This window comes from Paenibacillus sp. FSL R5-0928, assembly GCF_037970385.1.
Lineage (GTDB): Bacteria > Bacillota > Bacilli > Paenibacillales > Paenibacillaceae > Paenibacillus_AQ > Paenibacillus_AQ odorifer.
Genome location: NZ_CP150225.1, coordinates 1,202,463 through 1,223,802, shown reverse-complemented (window position 1 = coordinate 1,223,802; position 21,340 = coordinate 1,202,463). Strand labels below are relative to the sequence as shown.

Sequence of the window (21,340 nt, the reverse complement as noted above, 5' to 3'; positions counted from 1 at the left end):
AGTTTACAAAATATATAGAATGCACTGGAGGGAATTAGAATGGAGCGCGAACTGGCCCTTGAGATTGTACGGGTAACTGAACTAGGTGCTTTATCCTCGGCTCGTTGGATTGGGCGGGGCGATAAAAATGCGGCAGATGATGCAGCCACGACTGCGATCCGTTCCATGTTCGATTCTGTGTCCATCGACGGAACTGTTGTGATTGGTGAAGGAGAGATGGATGATGCTCCAATGCTCTATATTGGTGAGAAAGTCGGGAACCAAAAAGGTCCCTCTGTCGATGTAGCCGTCGATCCACTCGAAGGAACTGAGGTTGTTGCCTGCGGCCTGCATAATGCGCAATCTGTTATTGCTATAGCAGATAAAGGCAGCCTGCTGCATGCCCCGGACATTTATATGGAGAAGTTAGCCTGCGGACCCGAGCTTGCCGGTAAGCTTAGACTCGAGGACCCTGTAGAGATCACTCTGCAAAAAGCCTGCCATTACACTGGCAAATCCCTCTCCGAGTTAACCGTAATGGTGCTGGATCGCAAACGGCATGAGCAGCTGATTAATAGCCTGCGTGAAGCCGGGGTACGAATTAAGCTGCTTGGTCACGGAGATGTCGCTGGCGCTATTGCGGCTGCACTGCCAGACAGCGATGTCGATTTATATATGGGTTCCGGTGGAGCACCGGAAGGTGTTCTTGCTGCCGCTGCACTGAAATGCCTTGGTGGTGAAATGCAGGGCAGATTGCTCCCGGATGGACCCATAGAGCTGCAGCGCTGTGTACGCATGGGAATTGCCAATCCAACGCGAGTGCTATACATGGAAGACATGGTTGGCACGGGCGACGTCCTCTTTGCCGCCACGGGTGTAACGTCAGGTGAATTCCTGAACGGTGTCCGTTTTATCGGCAAAGAACGCGCGGAGACACATTCGGTAATCATGCGGGCACAGAGCCGCACGATCCGCTATATCCGCAGCATTCATTTCCTGCCAGGAAAAGAAATACCAGAAGCGCTGACCGTTAGACAAAATGCTGTCTCTCTATAAAACCACAAAAAACAGGCTATCTCACTAACAGTATCCATTGCTAGTGAGATAGCCTGTTTTTTTTTTACACTGAATGCTAATTGCTTCTTATTTATTTCCAATACGCTCACTCGCTAATGGATCTATATTAGCAACTTTCTCAAAGCGTTCTGCGTTCAGGCTGTTATACTTTGTGAAGATTTGTTTCACTTCTTGCTCCTTCTGCTCGCCTTCCACATCCACCATTACTAGAATATGACCTTCATCCACGTAGTTATCGTAGCTTTCTGCTTCCTCTTCAGGGATACCAAGGCCAATAAGTCCGCCGACTAAACCGCCACTGCCTGCGCCTATCGCCGCTCCGGCTAGTGTTGCCGCAAGAGGTCCGGCTGCAATAATAGGTCCAATACCAGGAATAGCCAAAGCGCCAATTCCCATCAGCAGCCCCGTTACTCCACCCAGCAGACCACCAGTAGCTGCACCTGTAGCCATACCTTCCGGGGCCACGGTTCCCGACTCGTCTCTAAGAGTTTCCTCATCCGCTTTATTTCTCGCGATAATCGAAATATCCTCTGTCCTACAGCCCTGACGCTTCAACTCCTCAATAGCTCGCGAAGCTTCGTATTCGGCAGCAAAGACACCCACTATTCTCTTATTCATCTCCATTACCTCCTATTGATGTAGTTAGCTCATACGTTCAGCTTCATAGCTTACTTAACCAAACTGGACAAGGATAAACTACGATATTTAAATTCGCAACAATTCCGAGTTCATATTCCTTCTAAAATATGCTGTATAATAAAAGTAAGCGGGTACAACTACCCTAGATCAACTCTATAAAAGAAAGAGAAGGAATCATCCATGGCGATATTTAACTATAATTCTGAGCGTCCCTTCCGAGGCAATCCCGACCTGCATCTCCATTACTGGGGGCGGGAGCAGTGTCTTCCCGGGCATTTTTTTGGACCTGGGGTCCGTGACGTATATAAGATACATTTTATCCATGCAGGAACAGGTGAAGTTACTGTGGGTGAACAAACCCATTATCTTAAGCCAGGACAAGCTTTTCTCACCTATCCGCATATCGTAACTGCCTACACAGCAGACATAGCAAATCCATGGACCTATTCTTGGGTAGCTTTTACCGGGGAGCAGGTTGATTATATTTTGGCCAAAACCGCCTTGTCACCTGAGCACCCGATCTTTCCAATGGATGAACAGCTTATGCCGAAACTATACGAGCTCCTGACACAAGCAGCTGAAGCTTCGGACAGCCTGGATCTACCTCTAAAAGCAATTATGTATGAGTTCTTTTCTCTGTTACTTCGAGCGGTGCCAGCAGTTCCAGATGTACTTCCTTTACCACGTCAAAAAAGTATTTACGTCGAGCAATGCCTGCACTTTTTGCATACACATTATTGTGAAAATATTTCGGTTGAGATGATGTCCTCTTCGCTCAAGCTGGATCGCAAATATTTATCCTCCTTGTTCAAACGGACAATAGGTATGCCACCACAGCAGTATTTATTAAATTTTCGCATCGCTAAGGCGTGCGAGCTGCTGACAGAGACCCTATGCACGATTGGTGAAATCTCACGTTCTGTAGGCTATCAGGACCCCTTACTCTTTTCGCGGATGTTCAAGAAGGTGAAAGGTTGTTCGCCAAAAGAATACCGTAGCCGTCATCTCGAAAATGACATTGTACTATAAACTCCTTCCTTGCTGACATACGTTTGTCCGCGATCTTTCGCTACAATAAGGACGTAACTTACTAAGTAATAAGTGTTTATAGGAGGAATAAATCATGTATAACGCAAGCGCTACCAGATATGACAATATGAAATATAATAGCACCGGAAAGAGCGGTCTACTCCTGCCAGCGATCTCGCTTGGTCTATGGCATAACTTTGGCGGCAACGACTTATTTGAGAATGGCCGCGCCATGGTAAGAAGAGCTTTTGATCTTGGAATCACTCATTTTGACCTTGCCAATAATTACGGTCCACCCGCAGGCTCCGCCGAAGAAAGCTTTGGCCAAATTCTTAAAAAGGATCTGACCCCTTATCGTGATGAGATGGTTATCTCGACTAAAGCTGGTTATTATATGTGGGCTGGTCCTTATGGTGAATGGGGCTCCAAAAAATATCTCGTCTCCAGCCTAGATCAAAGCTTAAAACGTATGGGACTGGATTATGTTGATATTTTTTATCACCACCGCCCAGATCCAAATACACCGCTGGAAGAAACCATGGCAGCGCTGGACCTCGTGGTACGCCAAGGTAAAGCGCTGTATGTCGGGATTTCGAATTACGGACCTGAACAAACACGCGAAGCGGCACAAATTCTGCGTCGACTTGGCACGCCATGCCTGATTCATCAGCCAAACTATTCCATGATGTCCCGCTGGATTGAAGATGGCTTGCAGGATGTATTGTCTGAAGAAGGCATCGGCTCCATTGTGTTCTCCCCGTTACAAGGTGGCATACTGACCGATCGCTATCTAAACGGAATCGCTCCTGATTCCCGTGCCGCTGGTCCAAGTGTATTCCTGTCTGAGAATGCCATTACCGAAGAGGCGATCGGCAAGGTTCGCAAACTGAACGAGGTTGCTGCTGCACGTGGACAAAAAATGTCTCAGCTAGCGTTATCTTGGGTACTCCGTGGAGGCAAAGTAACTTCTGCATTGATCGGCGCAAGTAAGGTAAGCCAGATTGAAGACGCCGTCGCTTCCTTAAATGCCCCAGATCTTAGCGCTGAAGAGCTAGAGCAAATTGAGGCAATTCTGCGGGGATAAAGCTTAGTTATAACAGCAAAGACCAATGAGGTCAGGCAGCTTAAAGCTGCTCTGGCATTTCATTGGTCTTCTTTTTTATAGATTAGAGTTAATTGCTCACCCAAATATCTGCGTGATGTACACCATGATCAATAATCCAAAAATAAAAGAATACGTCGAAGGCCGCTCATAACCATGGCCATGACTCTCCGGAATCAGCTCCTTGTAGACGATAAAGAGCATAGCTCCGGCTGCAAAAGCGAGACCATAACCCACAACATTATGCAGGTAACTGGCAGTAAAATACCCGATCACCGCAGATACCATCTCCATTAAGCCGGTAAGCGTAACGATTCCTAAAGCTTTTAGCTTGCTAGTTCGCGAATTCATCAGAAAGACCGCAAGAATCAAACCTTCCGGCATATTCTGTGCGCCAATGGCAATCGCCACGGTAGGACCTAAACTGGCCTGTTCGCTGGCATAACTGAAACCTGTACTGAGGCCTTCTGGTATGTTGTGGATGAACAGCGCAATCATAACAAGCAGCGCTTTTGAATCCATATTGGTATAACCGGGCTTATTCTCCACATCGATATGCGGGATGTTATTTTCAATTAAATCAAGCAGCAGCACTCCGGTAATCAAGCCCAAGGTTAAAGCGATAATCCCCGATTCTTTGATCGATTGCGGCATGAGTCCAAACGTGGAGGCGGACACCATAATCCCCGCAGTGAAGGCTACGAGGATATCTTTCCACTTCTCGGATAACCTCTTCACGAACAGGATCGGAAATGCTCCAAGAACGGTAGCCATTGCCGATACAAAGCTGCCAATAAGCGCAGATTCCAAACCTTCAACTCCTTTGGTACAAGTCGGATAGACCAACATATGTTTCAGAAAAAATAATTATTACTTTTTCATACATTTTCAGGGTTTTTTCTGTAACTATAGACCGTTATTTTCTTAAGGTTACCGATTTTTTGATTAGAAAAATATTGAAATATACGATAATACTAATTAGGTTATCCTTAGTTTGATGGTAATATAATTCAGATTTCGATGAATTCCTCGCCCCCCCTTCGTAAACCTAAATAAAAAATGTAATATGTGGGTTGTTAATTTAAGAATATTCTAATATAATGATCCCAAAAGCCATATTTGTTAAATTTTGTAATCATTTTAAAATTTAATCTTTTTTTCCGAAATCATACTCCGTTGAGGTTAGGGAATGAAATTATGAAGAATTCACTTTTTAGAATGTTTTTTTCGATATGCCTTTTGGTTCTACTTTTTAGTATATCATACCCCTATCATCCATATCTTGAGCATGCGAACGAGGAAATACTTGTCTCAGACAATGAATTTGTTTCTACTAACAATATCAACTACGTTGAGAATGAAATGGTTAAAAAAGAAGCTGATTCGAAATAAACCTCGGATAACAATGGTTTTTCAACACTCGATGATGTTAAGAAAATGATCGGAGTTGAAAATATCAGTATTCGCAAAGCACTGAATAAAAATTGTAAAAAGCTTTGAAGAGTTTGCTCAAGGGGTTCAACAGATGGGGACAGACATGCAGGCAGAGGCACAAGGAATAAATACCTACTCCCAAATACCTGTCGGCTCATATTTTGGAGCAGGTGTTGGCAGATCCATGGTCTACAAAAACAAAAATATTGTTGGCTGCAATAAACACGATGCAAACTTGAATTCAGTTACAGCAGCTCAGTTTGCTCTTCAAAACTCTGACTGTTCTGTATCAGTAAAACTTGGTGTTATGGCTCTTCAAAATAGCCAACTCTCAATGTATAACAATAGTATTTATTGTGTTAATGAAGCCGTTAGTTCTGAGGAAACCAGTGCTGAGAATATATACTGTAATGGGAAGTCGAACATGCGTAATGGGGCTAGTAAACTCAGCCATATCAACTGCTCCTGGTTTTACGGGATCGCGCATACAGAAGAAGCACACACGCACTATTAATTTTTCATGTGAGACTAAAGATAAAGCAATGAGCTAAGAACAAGGCTCATTGCTTTCTTGTACTAACAAAACCTTGTAGATAAAGGGGAAATGAAATAAAAAAAATGATCATTGCTCTTTCAGTTGTTGGAATAGTAATGGGACTCTTTATAATTAAATCATTGTTTTTAACGGACTCTCAGTCGGAACCTCTTGAACGTCTTTCCCGAATAACTAATCCAGATCAATCTGTTGCTAAAATTAAACGAGGTGCGATTACTTATTCATTGTTTGGTTCAGGGGTTGGATTATTAAAAGGCCAACAGATAGGTATTGTAGATGGAGATAAGCTTGACAAGATTTATATATTGCAAGGGTATAGCCCAGATGAATGGCTCATCGAATATTACGATGTTCTTATGTCAAATTATGATCTCTTAAAAGCGGACCATGTAACCGATATACCTTACGCTCTTGAACAGTACCGTTTGTAGTACAAGAAGAATAGGGTGGAATAATATTCGTAACAGGATCTACACACAACCACTTACCATTATTATAACTCAAACACAATAATAGTCGCTGTGAAGCGGCTTTTTATTATTATGTTATACATTTTCTGACTGGTACGTGCGCTGCAATTTATTAGCTATAGACCTATTAAATTACCTTCAGAATAAAGTTGAAACTTAGGATATTAAACCATTACAGGAGAACCAAATATGAGCTATTCCTAGCTTAGCAAACTAGGCCAACATCCCTCAACCATCGCTCGAGATCTAGGTCGCGGTTGTGAGCAGGACGGTGCGCTCAAATCGCTCAGCAACGGCACTGCAAATGAAGAGAGTTGAGCGTTCCTGTCGGTAAATACACTGCAGCTCTTGGCAAAGAGATCGACTAAAAACTAAAGGAAACGTGGTCCCCTGAACAAATTGCAGAGAAGCGCCGATCAGACGACTAAACCTTTGTGTGCTTCGTAACAATCTATCGTTGGCTCTACAAAGGACGTCTTGCCGAAGGTAACGTTTAAACGCTGCGTCATAAAGGCAAGCGACAGAAGCCTGTCGAAACACGTGGTCGCTTCCTCATCGGGACTCCCATCAGTAAGCGACCGAAAGAAGTTCGCAAACGTACAACCTTTGGCCATTGGGGACTCGATACCGTCTCAAACGGCACACTCGATGGAGATTGCGTTTGGGGTTGTGGCTAGTCAGTACCCGAACGACACATTTCAAACAGCGACGACTAACCGAGGTAAAGAATTTGCTGTGTATCTAGTCGTGGGGAAAAGCAAGGCGCATGTCGCAACCTTTATCGAATGGAAGACACGCCAGTATGTGGTATTAAAGATGCCCGAGCGTAGTACTACTGTCCTTTAATCGCCATAAAAATACACCCCTAGAATTTCATCGGACAAACCAGGGGTTTTATCCAATGTCTATTCTAAGGGGTGCACTTCAGGTTCGGTTCATACCCTAAGGAGGTCTTTGTCTCACATATCATTATGCAACTCGGTTACACCAGCTTCTTCCGGATCTTGCCGGAAATCAAATCAATAATTGTGATCATCGCAATGATACCTAGCAGTATAATCCCCACGCGGTCCCAATTCCGTGAACTGAGCGCGAAGATTAACGGTGTGCCGATCCCCCCTGCTCCAATCACACCTAAAATCGTAGCCGAACGAACGTTAATTTCGAATCTATATAAGGTATAGGATAAGAATCCCGGCAGCACCTGCGGTAACACTGCAAACCACAATACCTGCATGCGGCTGGCGCCAGAAGAAATTAAAGCTTCGAGTGGACCGTTGTCGATATTCTCAATCTCATCCGCGAACAATTTGCCGAGCATGCCCACCGAATGTAGTCCCAGAGCCAGCACACCTGCAAAAGAACCCGGTCCAACAGCCTTGATGAATAACAAAGCCATAATAATCTCAGGGAAGGTTCGTATAAAGCTCAACATCAGCTTGCCGGAACCTGAAATTACCTTTCCCTTGCTCATGTTAACTGCAGCCCAAAATGCAAAAGGAATACATAAAAAGGTCGAGATAAAAGTGCCTAGGATTGAAATAGCTAACGTCTCGAGCAATCCCCGCAGGAGATCCTCCCCATCTGGTAAATAAACGAAGGCCCAGTCAGGTGAGAATATCCCGGCAAAAATTGCTTTAGTAATGATCCCGGCGGTTTCTTTGAATCCATTAAACGGCACTCCCGAAAAAGCCCAAATATATAACGCAGCTAGGGCTACATAAATCAGCCAACGAAAACGATTTTTACGGGGTTTAGGGACAAGGGTATTCCATGATTTACTCATATTAATTTCTCCCGTAGCTTAGTGCTTACATAATCAATAATCAGTACTACTGCTAATGTGAACAAGATGATGGTGCAAGTCTTATCGTATTCCAAAAAGCCTAGGGTGACTTCATAATAGTGGCCGATCCCACCCGCTCCTACCAGACCTAAAACCGCCGCAGCACGAACATTAATCTCGAAGGCATATAGGACATAAGACATAAAATGAGCCTGTACCTGTGGAATGACTCCGAACATAATGCGTTGAATCTTATTAGCCCCTACTGAAGTCATTGCTTCCAAAGGTCCTTGATCAATCGTCTCCATCGTTTCATAGGTAAGCTTGGCGATCAGCCCCAACGAAAATATCGTCAAAGCAAATATCCCAGGAAGCGCACCGAGGCCGAAAATGGCCACAAAGATAGAAGCCAACAGCAGATCGGGAATCGTGCGGATCAGGTTCAGCAGCATACGGACCGGATAATGAAGCCAACGGCTTTGCGTAATATTGCTTGCACACAACAGCGCAACCGGAACCGCAAGAATGGCACCAAACGTTGTGCCAACCAGCGCCATCCGGATCGTCTCCAGCATCGCATCTATAATGTTGTCAAAATACCCCCAGTTCGGGGGAAACATTTCCTTAAGCAAATCAAGCATATTCGGCAGACCGGAAATCAGCTCTCCGAAGGATGAATCGGTTAAGACAGCACTTCTCCACAGTAATACTACTAATATAATGGCTGTAAAATAATGTTTTATCTTTCTTGGCGGTTTGGGATGTAGCTTCTCTGCATTCACACTCATCTCACACGCCTCCGAGTACAGGCTCACCCAACAACTCATCCTGATGAATCGGTCTGCCGTAAATCTCCGCAAACCTCTCATCGGTTGCCTCTGATACAGGACCATCGAAGACAACCTCTCCTGCCCGGAGCCCAATAATCCGGGTAGCGTATTCTCTAGCCAGATCAATAAAATGCAAATTCACAATGGTCGTAATCCCGAGTTCCATATTAATCTTCTTTAGATCATCCATAACCTGCTTGGTTGTGAGCGGATCTAGTGAAGCTACAGGTTCATCTGCGAGGATAATCTGTGCCTCCTGCGCAAGAACACGGGCAATAGCTACACGTTGCTGCTGACCTCCAGATAGCTGATCTGCACGTGTATAGGCCTTCTCCGCGATATTTACCCGATCAAGGGATTCGAAGGCTAAATCGATATCCTTTTGTGGGAATCTGCCAAGTATCGTCCGCAGTGTGGAATGATAGCCCACCCGTCCTGCCAAAACATTACGAAGCACCGTCGTACGTTTCACTAAGTTGAAGCTTTGGAAGATCATTCCGATATTCCTACGGATCATTCGTAGCCGGCTTCCTTTTGCATTCGTAATGGACTGTCCGTTAATAAGAATATTACCTTCGGAAATATCATGAAGCCGGTTAATGGAACGCAGCAAGGTCGACTTCCCTGCTCCCGAAAGACCAACAATAGCTACAAATTCTCCGGCTGGAATGGTCAGGTTAATGTTGTTTAATCCTTTGGTTCCGTTTAGATACGTTTTGGATACATTACGAAGCTCTATCATGAAATCATCCCTTTATGTGTTTTCGTATATTCGTATAAAAGAGATAGCCAGATCCGGGGGGGAATCCGGAGCTGGCTATCCTTAATGCCTGTTATACACCAACATCGTTGTATCCTTGAACGGCCTGTTCTACTCTGTTTTTACTTTACTGTTGTATTCGCGAACAATGTCAAAGTTGCTGTCTTGTGATTTCACATAACCTTCATGAGAGTAAATGTCTTTGATAATCTCATGGCCTTCTGTGTCAGCTGCGATATCAATGAATGCCTGCTGGATTTTTTCAATCCATTCTTTATTCATATCTGAACGGACCGAAATCGTATCGTTAGGAATTTTATCAGTAAAGGCGAGAACTTGAGTATCTTCAAATACTTTTGGATAATCCTTAACGACCGTGTTCCGGGCATCTTGGAAAATAGCTGCTGCATCTACGTCACCATTCAGCACAGCAAGCACGCCTTGATCATGACCTTTAACCGTAATGGCTTGTACATCCTTCAGCGGATCAAGTCCCGCATCCATAAGCGTTGCAGCCGGCCATACAAATCCTGCAGAGGATGTAACGTTTTGATAGGCAATTTTTTTACCTTTCAAATCGGCAACCGATTTGATCGCAGAATCTTTCTTGACGATAATCATAGATTTATAGAAATCCGCTAATTCATCTGTTGGACCACCGGTTTCATCATTTACACCAAAACGTTGAGCCTGAAGAATAACCTCAGCTGCTCCTTTTTCTTTAGCTAACACGTAAGCAGTTGGAGGAAGGAAACCTACATCCACTTTTTTAGAGGCCATAGCTTCGATAACGGTGTTGTAATCAGTAGAGACACTTACTTCTACAGGAATACCGAGCTTGTCACCCAGTAATTTTTCAAGAGGTTTCGCTTTAGCTTCGAGCGTATCTGCATTTTGAGAAGGAACAAATTGTACAGTAAGCTTCTCTGGAACATAACCCTCTGCTACAGGAGCTGCCGTTTCCTTCGGTGCATTTGCCCCGTCCGTCGATCCTTGGTTTGCATTATTTGTAGTGTTGTTAGCGCCACAACCACTAAGCAATGTAATAGACATCATTAGCGGCAATACGAATTTACTGATTTTTCTCAAACGAAAGACCTCCACTGTTTTCTATTTTTATTTTTGAGTACTTCTAAACTATAGATGTGTTTTATTAAATCAATAGCAACCAAGCATCAAATATATGTAAAATTTATTCCAATCTCTTAAAGTTAGCAAATTATCTGCTAGAATGAGGTCTGAACTTATTATCAGGAGGGGCTACCTATGAATAAAGAGAATTCAATAACCTGTGAAATCCTCGTAACAAGTGATCTACATGGACATTTTGGGCCCGTCGATTACCGCACGGGGGGGAAACGACCAGCAGGCTTAGCAACAATTGCTACCCTCATTAAACAAGAAAGATCCCATACTCCTGAGCTGATCCTTATAGATAACGGCGATCTTATTCAAGGCACACCGTTAACTTATTATGCAGCTACACATTATAGTAATGAGCTGAATCCGGGCATAGCTGCACTAAATGAATTGAAATATGACGCTGCAATTATTGGCAACCATGAATTCAATTTTGGCAAAACTCTGCTGAATAAAGCCGTTCAGGATTCCCGCTTTCCATGGTTATCAGCTGGAATTATAGATAACACGACAAATCAACCCGCCTTTGGTAAACCCTATATCATCAAATGGGTAGATAAAATCAAAGTAGCCGTTCTAGGGGTTACGACGCATTACATCCCCCACTGGGAGAACCCTAGCCATATTGAAGGGCTTCAATTTGAGGATTCGCTAGAGACTGTAAAGCATTGGTGTGCCATTATACGGGCAGAAGAGCAGCCTGATCTGCTCGTTGTAGCTTACCACGGCGGATTCGAACGCGATCTAAGCAGTGGAGAACCTGTAGAAAGACTAACGGGGGAGAATCAAGCCTACGCCATGTGTACAGAGGTAGAGGGCATAGATGTGCTAATTACCGGACATCAGCACCGCTCCATAGCTGGGGAGTTGAACGGTGTTACAATCATACAACCTGGTTGTAATGGACTTTCCCTCGGTAAAATTTCGGTTATTTTCCAAAAAGAAAATACACACTGGAAGATTCAGCGTAAACATGCCGAGCTCCTTAACGTTAATGAGACAACAGCTGCAGATGATATAATCCTAGAGCTGAACAGTACTCTTGAATCAGAAACACAAACCTGGCTGGATGAGAGAATAGGAACGGTTATCGGGGACCTGTCTATTTCCAGTGCTGATGAATGCCGCTTGGCTGACCATCCTTTTATAGAATTTATGAATAAGGTACAAATGGAGGCTGCTGGCGTAGACATTTCTACAGCAGCCTTACTCAGTAACGATTGCAAGGGTTTCAGCGAAACCATCACACGCAGAGACATTTTATCGAACTTCATTTATCCCAACACCTTAACCGTCCTAAGACTGACAGGACAAGATATTAGAGAGGCCTTAGAACAAACCGCTAACTATTTCCAACAAGACGAGAACGGAATAATAGCCGTTAACCCCGCCTACATCGAGCCTAAACCGCAGCATTACAATTATGATATGTGGGAAGGAATACAATACGAGCTTGATACCGTTAGACCTGCAGGCGAAAGAGTCCTCCATCTGCTGTACCAAGGTCAGCCTATAGAGGACTCTAAAGAATATGAGGTTGTTATGAACAATTATAGAGCCAGCGGTGGCGGAGATTATGAGATGTATAAGGGTAAGCCGATTGTTCAAGAAATTATGATCGACATATCTGAAATTGTCACCGACTACATTGAAAAGCATGGCCAAATTGAAGCTACCTGTGACCATAATTGGAGAGTTGTTTAGGCTTTAGCGATGAACACCCCAATGTCGCTCTCTATCAGCTTCAACGCACTTCTCCAGAAGTCGACGGAGTGAACATCTATATCCATTGTTGTTGCTACATCAACAATATTATGTTTGCTGGTATCCCTAAGGAACTGGCGATACTTAGGGGCGAACTCTTCGCCCCTCTTTAAATATTCCGCGTACAGTCCTTTAGAGAATAACAAACCAAAGGAATACGGGAAATTCAAAAATTCATTACTAGCCATAAAATATCCAGCTTTGTTCATCCACATGTACGGATGGATTGTACCCGGGTCAATGCCCTCACCATAGGCTTCCACCATACAGGCAATCATCAATTCATTTAGCGCTTGAACAGACAGCGGGCCTAATGCTCTTCTCTCATATAATTTGATCTCAAATAAATAACGGGCATAAAAGTCTACAAGATAATAACCGGCATCAGAAATACTTCTCTCCAGAATAAGCAGAGCTTCCTTCTCCGTTGAATTTGTAATTATGGCATGGTTCACTATCGTCTCACAAAAAATCGAAGCCGTTTCAGCAATCGGAATCGGGTAATCCGTATTCAGCATCGTTTCATTAGCCAGACAGGAGCTATGATAGGCATGGCCGAGCTCATGGGCAAGGATACTAATATCTATGGCATTTCCGGTGAACTGGGTCATAATTCTGCTCTCGCCAATCGGGAAAATATCGATGCAAAGTCCATAACCCCCTTTGCCTGATCTAGGTTCTGCATCAATCCATTGCTGATCAAAAGCCTTCTGAGCAAAACAAGCCAGTTCCTCACTAAAGGTTGCGAAGCTCGAGATGATTGTATCTTTGGCGTTAGCGTATGTAATTTTCCCGTTTTCTACACCGACTGGTGCAAAAATATCGTAAAAAGGCAGCTTTGCCGGATGTCCCAGCAGCTCGGCTTTCTTTTGATAATAGGTATGAAAGGCTGGCAGGCTCTCCCGAAGAGCAGTGAGCATAGCGGCTAAAGTCTCACTGTCCATTCTCGAAGCGATTAACACTTTTTCCAGCGAAGATTGATAACCCCGCATGCCATAAATCGTCAGCGCCTCACCACTAATGCCATTTAAGCTGGCTGCGCAGACCTCAGCAATAAGACTACAGGCTTCTGCCTCTGCTTCATAAGCAGCTTTTCTTAAGCTGGCATTATTCTCATAAGCCATACTTCTTAGCTCCGCAAGCGTCACTTGTCTAGTTTCCCCATCCACCGCTAAATCTGCAAGTGTACTTGAAGTCCTCTCCATATACAGTCTGCTCCATGCTTTGGATCCTGTACTCTGCATTTTGGCTATAGCCATTTCAAGTTCTTCGCTTAACTCATAGCGGGATTGTAACAGGAGTTCTCGCAAATAAAATTGATGCTCCATTAGATAAGGGGAGCTAACGATAAGCTCATCCATATGATCACAAGTGCTAAACCAGCGCTTAAAAGCCACAACTACCCCAATGATTTCTGAATTGGCCTCCTCAATATCATCAGCAAGATTCATGGCTTCCTCGCAGCCACGATCTGCGCTGAGTGTTAACTCTGCATAAGCTAACAAGCATACATATATGCTTTTATAATCATTATAAATTCTTAAAAAGCCCTCCACAGGCATGGCTGTAACGTCTTTTACATTCAAATGGTGCTTAGCCCACCGCTTTAAATCTTGTACATGCTGGCCCAGTAGCTTGCGATCCCTTTTTAACTGCTCCGATTCAAAGGAAGGATATAAACTATCTAAGTTCCATGTCATATTCATCCGCAAATCTCTCCCCCTTCGATTCCTATTCTTCTAAGCATAATCCATCCTGCCAGAAAAGTGCATCGACATAATGTACTTCTTCTCTTCATACACAAAAAAAGGACCCTGCCAACGTCCGGCAGGGTCAAAGTCTATATTATAAGGGGGTTATGTGATTACTATAACCCTCTTAGCTTAAAATAATATGAATAGTAGATAAAGATTGGCTTAATCTCCGAACCCTATTGACTTAAGGTTGAAGGATTCACTCTAGCCTTGTTAATCTGAATTCCCACATACACGATAAGGAACAACACCATAAACCCAGCCGAATAACGATACATTATCCCATAATCAGTTGCTGCCGAGATTGCCCCCAGAATAATGGCTCCGCTGGCTACACCCAAATCCGTTGAGTTATAAAACATACTGTTGGCCATACCATATTGTGCAGGTGTTGAGGTGCGAAGCATCCAAGCCTGGATCGTTGGCTGAATAGCGCCGAAACCAAGTCCATATAGCAGTGCAGAAACGATGAGCATTGGCATAGAGGTCGTATAAGAAAGCACAGTTAAGCTTGCAACGACGCAAACCGCCGCCGGGATTAGGACAGAAGCTGGTCCTCTTTTATCAAATAATCTGCCGGAGATAGGTCTTATAATGATGATCGTAACCGCATTAAATAAAAAGAACAAACCCACTTGCTCCAGATGAACTGATTCGCCGAATAAAGCGATAAAGCTTAGCAATCCCCCGTAGGTAATTGCCAACATGACATTCAGAATGGCAGGCAATACTAACTTTGTATTAAACGGAACCTTGAGAGGTTTGGTGGATTCGCTTTGAGTTGGGGTTGGCTGTTTTTTCGGTTGTGCAGGAAGTGAACGAGAAAATAAAAGTACTGGAAAGGCAAGAAGTAAGGTTACCATACCAATCATAGCCAGTGTTCCAAAACCCGATTGTTTCATCACATTTAAGCCAATCATCGGACCGATCGACATCGCCAGGCTGGTAGATAAACCGAAATAACCTATCCCTTCACCCATTCTTTTGCTCGGAATAATCTGCGAAACAATCGTTGGAATAATCGTGCTGGCAATCCCGAATCCAATCCCATAGCCCACACGCATCAGCAGCAGCGAGCCAATGGAATCTGCTACAACATAAAGGCCGGTTATAGCGGCGGCAATTGCTAAGCCAATATATAATAATACATTGCGGCTAACCTTCCGCATCAGAAAAGCGGTCATAAAACGTGAAGCGATCGCAGTTAATGCAAAGACGCTGGTAACGAGGCTGACCATAATATCTCCGGCCTGAAATTCGCTTTTTACGTAAGACGGAAATGAAGATAACAACATCTGTAAATTCATAAATAAAAATAAAGCACTAATCGTTAAAGCAATAAAAGATTTGGTCCATAATTTCGTACGTAGTTCTTGTTGTTCTAACATAACTTGCCTTCCTACTCTCCATCTGTTATTTGATCTACATGATTGTTTATTCTTAGCAGCAATTCCATGAGCAACTCATATTCCTTACTAGAAATACAGTTCATAATCTCTTCTGTTACCTTATCTTCAATAGGAACGGTTTCCTTCACCAGAGACCTTCCTTTTTCCGTAATATAGACTTTAAAAGAACGCCGATCGTTCTCGCCGGTTCTTTTGTAGATCAGTCCCTTTCCTTCCAAATGATCCAGAATTCGCGTTGTAGTTGGCTTATCCTTACCAGAGCGCTTAGCGATATCCTTCTGAATCAGACCTTCCGTTCTGTCAATATGAAAAAGGACTGACCATTGCTCCGGTGTTATATCATGTTCTTTCAGCCCACTTTGAAATAACATGCTTAATTTACGATAAGTCGTGCCCATCATAAATCCTAAAGTAAGCTCGGATTGGTTATGCTTTGTCGTCATGATCGTATCCCTTCCCAATTAACACTGTTTTAATAGTTGCTTAAACAATTATATTCCTAACAACTAATTTTGTAAAGGTGAAGCAAAGCTATAAACTAACTATTATAAAGTTGCTTGACAAAGCACACTATGTGCGGTATCATTATCTCATCTTAAAGATACTTAACTTAAAGACAACCAGAGTTTACTACTCTTGAGATAAATAATTTTTAAAGGTTGTGTACTTCATGGGATTTCTAGACAAACTATTTGGTAGAACAAAAATTGAGGAGGAACAAACAATGTCAAAATTAAACATCGGTATTATTCTCGGAAGTACTCGTCAAGGTCGTTTAAGCCCGCAAGTAGGAGAATGGGTTAAAAAGATTGCGGATGCACGCGGGGATGCTAATTATGAGATCATAGATATTGCAGACTTCAAGCTTCCACTATTGGGTGAGGCTGATGCAACTGAACAAGCAACAGCTTGGAACACTAAACTTGCTACACTAGACGGTTTCGTATTTATCGTACAAGAATATAACCACAGTATTTCTGCATCACTGAAAAATGCGCTCGATTACGCCCGTGAAGCTTGGAATAATAAAGCAGCAGGTATCGTAAGTTATGGTTCCGTAGGGGGCGCTCGTGCAGCTGAACATCTACGCGGAATCTTGGGAGAACTATCTGTAGCAGACGTTCGTGTACACCCTGCGTTGTCACTGTTCACTGATTTCGAGAACGGAACTGTGTTCAAACCAGCGGATCTTCATCTTACCAATCTTAATGGGATGCTGGATCAAGTCTTGGCTTGGAGTGGCGCATTGAAAACTCTACGTTAAGATAGAACGCCTTCCCCCTCTGTTATGTTATGAAGTACACCCTTTAGAATAGACTTTCGATAAACCTATGGTTTGTCCGGTCGCTTCTAGAGGGTGTATTTTTTATGTGTGACGAAATGAGCACCCTGTGTAGAATCTAATCTGGTATAATCGGCGGGGATTTTAAATTACATCAAGGAGCAATGATCATGTGGTTTATGTTTGCATTATTAACGGCCTTCGCTTGGGGAGGGGCTGACTTATTTTATAAAAAGGGGACCGATAGTCAGGATCGGTATAGCCATATTAAGATTGTCATTATCGTGGGGATAGTCATGGGTATTCACGCAACAGCTTATATGCTCATTCAAGGATTGACCTTTGATCCTATAGACTTAATCCGATATTTCCCTGTGTCTGCACTCTATATCCTGTCGATGGCAGTTGGTTATATTGGACTTAGATATATTGAGTTATCCATTGCCTCCCCCGTACAAAATTCATCAGGCGCTGTAACGACGATATTATTATTTATCTTTTTCACCCATGAGCTAGGGGCGCTTGAAATCGTTGGTGTTGCCGTTATCACCTTAGGCATTATCGGGATCGCCATCTTGGAAAAGAGAGCAGAACACCAAGCGCTTCAAAACAGCACCACACAGATTGATAAAAAATATCAGATTGGCGTATCGCCATCATTTTTCCAATCCTATACTGCCTAATCGATGGACTTGGCACCTTTGCCGATGCTATTTATTTGGATGAACTCAGCCTGATTAGCGAAAAAGCAGCTCTGCTCGCGTATGAATACACCTTCTTTATATGTGCCATCTTGTCTTTTACATACCTGAAATTTTTTAAAAAGGTAAAGTTCAACCTATTTAAAGAACGGGATAAGGGCTTCGCAGCCATTCTGGAAACGACCGGACAATTCTTCTACGTATTTGCTATGTCCAGCAACGCCATTATCGCGGCACCACTTATTGCTTCATACAGCATTTTTTCCGTAATATTATCGCGCATCTTCCTCAAAGAAAAACTAAGCAAGGCACAATATGCCGTTATTTTCGTTGTGATTCTAGGGATTGCTTTGTTGGGGGTTGCGGACGCGCTGTAGCTTCGGTACACAAAAAGACCTGCTAAGTAGGCTTCATTGCTTACTAGCAGGTCTATTCTATAGTTGCTTATTCCGGCCTATCTATTGTAAAAATCTCTCCAAGAGTTGCGTAATTATTTCCCGCCAAGCGGCTCACAGCGTTTAGAACTCTCGGGTCAATGTGCCCCTCCTGATAGATCGATTCATCGATATGGAATTGAACAATTTCGCCAATAAACAAGTCACTCCCAGGTTCTTCACCCCCTAGAGGGATTGCTTGAACAAGCTTGCACTCCATCCGCACCTTCGCTTCCAAAACGCCAGGCACAGCTACACTTGTACTTTGAATCGGTGTAAGATTCGCCAATTCAATTTCACTTTCAGAAGCAGGTAATGTGGCTGCAGTCTGATTGATCTTCGCAACATTCTCCTCATCTACAATATGCACAACAAACTGTTGATTATCGTAAATATTACGGGCTGTATCTTTTAAACGGCCTGCCGGTCTTTGAATAGCCAATGAAACCATTGGAGGATTAGACGAAACGATATTAAAATAGCTAAAAGGTGCACCATTTAAGAGACCCTCTTCTGATTGTGTTGTGACAAAGGCTATAGGTCTAGGAATAATAGTGCCAATTAATAATTTGTAATTTTCCCGCTCACTGTTGTACTTTGGATCAATTGAAATCAATTTCCTCAGCCCCTTCTTCACTCTTTCACAAAGTCGATCGTACTTCTAACGGTATTAATAGGACGGACTAACTTCTCAATTTGCTCACGTTTAGGTTCCAAGAAAGGTGGCAAAGAAAGCTTCTCGCCAACGGTTTCATATTCCTCATCTCCCATAAATCCAGGCCCGTCAGTGGCAAGCTCAAACAATATTTGTGGTGCAACACGTGTATACAACGACTCGAAGAAGTGACGATCTACATATCCTGAAGTTTGGAATCCAAAGCCTTCAAAACGCTCTGTCCACTCGTCCAGCATCGCACGATCCTCTACACGGAATGCAGCATGGTGAACAGTCCCAAAACCTTGGCGTGAATTCGGTAAGAACTCGTTATGCTCTACAATAATTTGTGCACCGTTTCCGCCTTCGCCAACTTCAAATAAATGATACGTCTCTTCCTGAGCAATTTCTTTAAACAACATCACTTTCTCCAATACTTCTTTGAAGTAGTTGAAGTCAGCAATTCGTACAAAGATCGGTCCCAAGCCAGTTATTGCATACTCCAAAGGGATAGGCCCTTTTTGCCACGGTGTACCTGATACGACACCTTTATTCAATTCATCTGAAATAAGTTGATACTGTTGATCATCGAAATCTACGAAGGATAATGTCTTTTTGCCGAATTGCTCTTTAATGCCGGTATGCTTCACTGCAAGCCGATCAAAACGCTTAACCCAGTAGTCTAATGCAGCATCTGTTGGTACCCGGAAGGATGTCTTCGCAATCTCGTTAGTTCCATGAACCCCTTTAGGGATGTTAGGAAAATCAAAGAAGGTCATGTCTGTTCCGGCGCTGCCCTTATCATCTGCAAAAAACAAATGATACGTCTGGATATCATCTTGATTGACTGTTTTCTTCACTAGACGCATACCTAATACGTAAGTAAAAAACTCGTAATTTTTCTCTGCGCTGCTTGTGATGGCTGTAACGTGGTGAATCCCTTTTAAGTTTCTCATTGTTATACACTCCTAATGTTTAGTTGATGTTGACTCGTAATATAATTCCCAAGAATAAGAAGGTTTAGTTTAATTATCTTAACGTTAAGATATCACTTAAAAAAAGATCTTTTCTACTGGGCAAGCTCCTTAGCGGATACCACCGAGACTTTTTATCTTTACTTTAATTATCTTTAATTTAAGATAAGTTTAGCACTGAATCTATAGGAAGTCAACGCTTTGCAGCTTATTGTTATAAAAAAGCTTCACACAAGTTCAATGAACTCGTATGAAGCCGGGATATCTTATATCATCTCATTAGGTTAAGTTATGATGCTGAGTGATGACCGCTGCTTGGCTTTGATGATCCATCTTATAACATATCAAGGTAATCACACATGCCAATATTGCCAGAATGGCAGCAGCTACAGGAAGAGAGATTAATCCTCCATGCCCGGCAACCACTCCACCGATCGCAGACCCGCCTGCAATTCCCAGGTTTGAGGCTACTGGATTCAAGGAAGCAGCAAGATCCTTCGTTTTTGGTGAGAACTGCTTAGCTAAGTCAATCAAATAGAGCTGCGCAGGTGCGCTCACAATACTCGACATCATGGCCAGAGCCATTAGCACAATCATTCCAAGAATGGAAACAGATGCGGTCATACTAAAGATAACATAGACCACAGCTTGAATAAGAAATACGAATCTTAGCTTACTTACCGCATTCCCGGTCGCAACTTTGCCACCAATCCAGTTGCTGACAATCGTGGCAATCCCGTAGGCAAACAGCACGCCGCTAACCGAGCTTTTAGGAACATTCATGACTTGCTCCAGTATAGGTGTAATGTAAGTGTACATCACAAATACGGCTCCCACTGCTGTAACCGGAATGAGAAATGCAAGAATAATGCGGCCGTTTGTGAGCAATCCGATCTGATCTTTGAGTGAGCTAGGCACAGGTTTCGGTAATTGGCGTGGAATATAAATATAATTTAGGACTATGGCAACTCCAGCTAATATCCCATTCAGAACAAACGCTGCTGGCCAATTAAAAAACTGCCCTACAAAAGTACCGATCGGCACACCAAAAACATTTGCAATAGCAAAACCACTCAAAATTGTAGCAATCGCTTTGCCTCTCTTCTCCTGATCAACCGCTTCATTCGCTACCGTAATGGCTACAGAAAGAACAAAGCCACATAGTATGGCAGTAACTATTCTAGTCACCAGCAGCATACTGTAAGTTCCAGTTACAGCACTCCACAAATTCAGCAGCAGAATCAATACAAGTGACACAAGAATCGTAATCCGTTTCGGAACACGGCTGCACAAGGACATCATAATTGGTGTGCCAATGGCATAAGAAATCGCGAAGCCAGATACCAAGCCCCCGGCTGTCGCAAGCGTAACTCCGAGGCTTGAGGATATTTCAGAGAGTAAACCAACAATAATATACTCCGTCGTACCCAGAATAAAAGCCATAAAAGTAAACGAGAAAATCAATGCGTTCTGACGTGTTGTTTTCATGGTGCTCTCCATCCTGTTTATCTCTATTTTTATATGAACATACCTTACTCATAATAATCATTTAGACTATATTGAGC

Annotated in this window: 20 protein-coding genes and 1 pseudogene; 9 read left to right on the top strand and 12 right to left on the bottom strand. The window is 43.2% G+C overall.

Translation table 11 applies throughout. From position 1 onward, the window contains the following. Nucleotides 1-39 precede the first annotated feature (39 nt). The gene (glpX, locus tag MKZ16_RS05255) at nt 40-1,035 is read left to right on the top strand and encodes a class II fructose-bisphosphatase (protein WP_076104704.1); all 996 of its coding nucleotides are present in this window, start codon (nt 40-42) and stop codon (nt 1,033-1,035) included. Between the two features lie 87 nt (nt 1,036-1,122). Here glpX and MKZ16_RS05250 read toward each other — a convergent pair whose 3' ends face one another. Next, a complete protein-coding gene (locus MKZ16_RS05250; protein WP_076100480.1) occupies nt 1,123-1,674 on the bottom strand; it encodes a general stress protein in 552 nt (183 codons plus the stop codon). A 201-nt stretch (nt 1,675-1,875) separates the two neighbouring features. Here MKZ16_RS05250 and MKZ16_RS05245 point away from each other — a divergent pair, with 201 nt between their 5' ends. Both MKZ16_RS05245 and MKZ16_RS05240 read left to right on the top strand, forming a co-directional pair. Continuing rightward, on the top strand, nt 1,876-2,724 hold the full coding sequence (locus tag MKZ16_RS05245) for an AraC family transcriptional regulator (protein ID WP_036676452.1): 849 nt from the start codon (nt 1,876-1,878) through the stop codon (nt 2,722-2,724). A 91-nt stretch (nt 2,725-2,815) separates the two neighbouring features. Continuing rightward, nucleotides 2,816-3,808, top strand: coding sequence for an aldo/keto reductase (locus tag MKZ16_RS05240; RefSeq protein ID WP_076104705.1), 993 nt, complete (start codon nt 2,816-2,818; stop codon nt 3,806-3,808). Between the two features lie 96 nt (nt 3,809-3,904). Here the strand turns inward: MKZ16_RS05240 and MKZ16_RS05235 are convergent, their stop codons facing one another. Next, nucleotides 3,905-4,636 carry a ZIP family metal transporter gene (locus MKZ16_RS05235; protein WP_036676473.1) on the bottom strand — a complete coding sequence of 244 codons (732 nt, stop codon included), beginning with the start codon at nt 4,634-4,636 and terminating at the stop codon, nt 3,905-3,907. A gap of 715 nt (nt 4,637-5,351) precedes the next feature. Here MKZ16_RS05235 and MKZ16_RS05230 point away from each other — a divergent pair. The 3 genes from MKZ16_RS05230 (at nt 5,352) to MKZ16_RS05220 (ending at nt 7,132) form a co-directional block, all read left to right on the top strand. Next, nucleotides 5,352-5,774, top strand: coding sequence for a hypothetical protein (locus MKZ16_RS05230; RefSeq protein WP_076104707.1), 423 nt, complete (start codon nt 5,352-5,354; stop codon nt 5,772-5,774). Between the two features lie 104 nt (nt 5,775-5,878). Beyond that, nucleotides 5,879-6,247, top strand: a complete 369-nt coding sequence (locus MKZ16_RS05225; protein ID WP_076104708.1) for a hypothetical protein — start codon at nt 5,879-5,881, stop codon at nt 6,245-6,247. Between the two features lie 645 nt (nt 6,248-6,892). Continuing rightward, nucleotides 6,893-7,132 (top strand): hypothetical protein, encoded by a 240-nt coding sequence (locus MKZ16_RS05220; protein WP_256718576.1) that lies wholly within the window; start codon nt 6,893-6,895, stop codon nt 7,130-7,132. A 136-nt stretch (nt 7,133-7,268) separates the two neighbouring features. Here MKZ16_RS05220 and phnE (MKZ16_RS05215) read toward each other — a convergent pair whose 3' ends face one another. The 4 genes from phnE (MKZ16_RS05215) to MKZ16_RS05200 form a co-directional block, all read right to left on the bottom strand. Then, a complete protein-coding gene (phnE, locus tag MKZ16_RS05215) occupies nt 7,269-8,072 on the bottom strand; it encodes a phosphonate ABC transporter, permease protein PhnE (protein WP_036676480.1) in 804 nt (267 codons plus the stop codon). Next, entirely contained in the window at nt 8,069-8,860 is a 792-nt protein-coding gene (gene phnE, locus MKZ16_RS05210; protein WP_036676482.1) for a phosphonate ABC transporter, permease protein PhnE, read from the bottom strand. Before phnE (MKZ16_RS05210) ends, phnE (MKZ16_RS05215) begins: the two co-directional genes overlap by 4 nt. A gap of 1 nt (nt 8,861) precedes the next feature. Further along, the gene (phnC, locus tag MKZ16_RS05205; RefSeq protein WP_038568965.1) at nt 8,862-9,644 is read right to left on the bottom strand and encodes a phosphonate ABC transporter ATP-binding protein; all 783 of its coding nucleotides are present in this window, start codon (nt 9,642-9,644) and stop codon (nt 8,862-8,864) included. 129 nt (nt 9,645-9,773) lie between these two features. Then, entirely contained in the window at nt 9,774-10,751 is a 978-nt protein-coding gene (locus MKZ16_RS05200; protein ID WP_038568963.1) for a phosphate/phosphite/phosphonate ABC transporter substrate-binding protein, read from the bottom strand. Nucleotides 10,752-10,928: 177 nt separating this feature from the next. Here MKZ16_RS05200 and MKZ16_RS05195 point away from each other — a divergent pair, with 177 nt between their 5' ends. Then, nucleotides 10,929-12,506, top strand: a complete 1,578-nt coding sequence (locus tag MKZ16_RS05195) for a bifunctional UDP-sugar hydrolase/5'-nucleotidase (RefSeq protein WP_076104709.1) — start codon at nt 10,929-10,931, stop codon at nt 12,504-12,506. On the opposite strand, the gene MKZ16_RS05190 is transcribed toward MKZ16_RS05195, so the two are convergent. The 3 genes from MKZ16_RS05190 to MKZ16_RS05180 form a co-directional block, all read right to left on the bottom strand. Next, the gene (locus tag MKZ16_RS05190; protein WP_076104710.1) at nt 12,503-14,272 is read right to left on the bottom strand and encodes a M3 family oligoendopeptidase; all 1,770 of its coding nucleotides are present in this window, start codon (nt 14,270-14,272) and stop codon (nt 12,503-12,505) included. The genes MKZ16_RS05195 and MKZ16_RS05190 overlap by 4 nt on opposite strands. A gap of 224 nt (nt 14,273-14,496) precedes the next feature. Beyond that, nucleotides 14,497-15,708 carry an MFS transporter gene (locus MKZ16_RS05185; RefSeq protein WP_038568957.1) on the bottom strand — a complete coding sequence of 404 codons (1,212 nt, stop codon included), beginning with the start codon at nt 15,706-15,708 and terminating at the stop codon, nt 14,497-14,499. A gap of 11 nt (nt 15,709-15,719) precedes the next feature. After that, nucleotides 15,720-16,172: a MarR family transcriptional regulator gene (locus tag MKZ16_RS05180; protein ID WP_036676493.1), complete on the bottom strand. Its 453-nt coding sequence runs from the start codon at nt 16,170-16,172 to the stop codon at nt 15,720-15,722. Nucleotides 16,173-16,453: 281 nt separating this feature from the next. Here MKZ16_RS05180 and MKZ16_RS05175 point away from each other — a divergent pair, with 281 nt between their 5' ends. Together MKZ16_RS05175 and MKZ16_RS05170 are read left to right on the top strand one after the other, a co-directional pair. After that, a complete protein-coding gene (locus tag MKZ16_RS05175) occupies nt 16,454-16,993 on the top strand; it encodes an NADPH-dependent FMN reductase (RefSeq protein WP_036676495.1) in 540 nt (179 codons plus the stop codon). A 188-nt stretch (nt 16,994-17,181) separates the two neighbouring features. Continuing rightward, nucleotides 17,182-18,089, top strand: a pseudogene (locus MKZ16_RS05170) (EamA family transporter). Nucleotides 18,090-18,156: 67 nt separating this feature from the next. Here the strand turns inward: MKZ16_RS05170 and MKZ16_RS05165 are convergent. From MKZ16_RS05165 to MKZ16_RS05155, 3 genes are all read right to left on the bottom strand, one after another. Next, complete coding sequence (locus MKZ16_RS05165; protein WP_076104711.1) at nt 18,157-18,762, bottom strand: flavin reductase family protein; 606 nt, start codon at nt 18,760-18,762, stop codon at nt 18,157-18,159. Nucleotides 18,763-18,779: 17 nt separating this feature from the next. Further along, a complete protein-coding gene (locus MKZ16_RS05160; protein WP_076104712.1) occupies nt 18,780-19,757 on the bottom strand; it encodes a ring-cleaving dioxygenase in 978 nt (325 codons plus the stop codon). Between the two features lie 297 nt (nt 19,758-20,054). After that, nucleotides 20,055-21,263: an MFS transporter gene (locus tag MKZ16_RS05155; protein ID WP_076104713.1), complete on the bottom strand. Its 1,209-nt coding sequence runs from the start codon at nt 21,261-21,263 to the stop codon at nt 20,055-20,057. Nucleotides 21,264-21,340 lie beyond the last annotated feature (77 nt).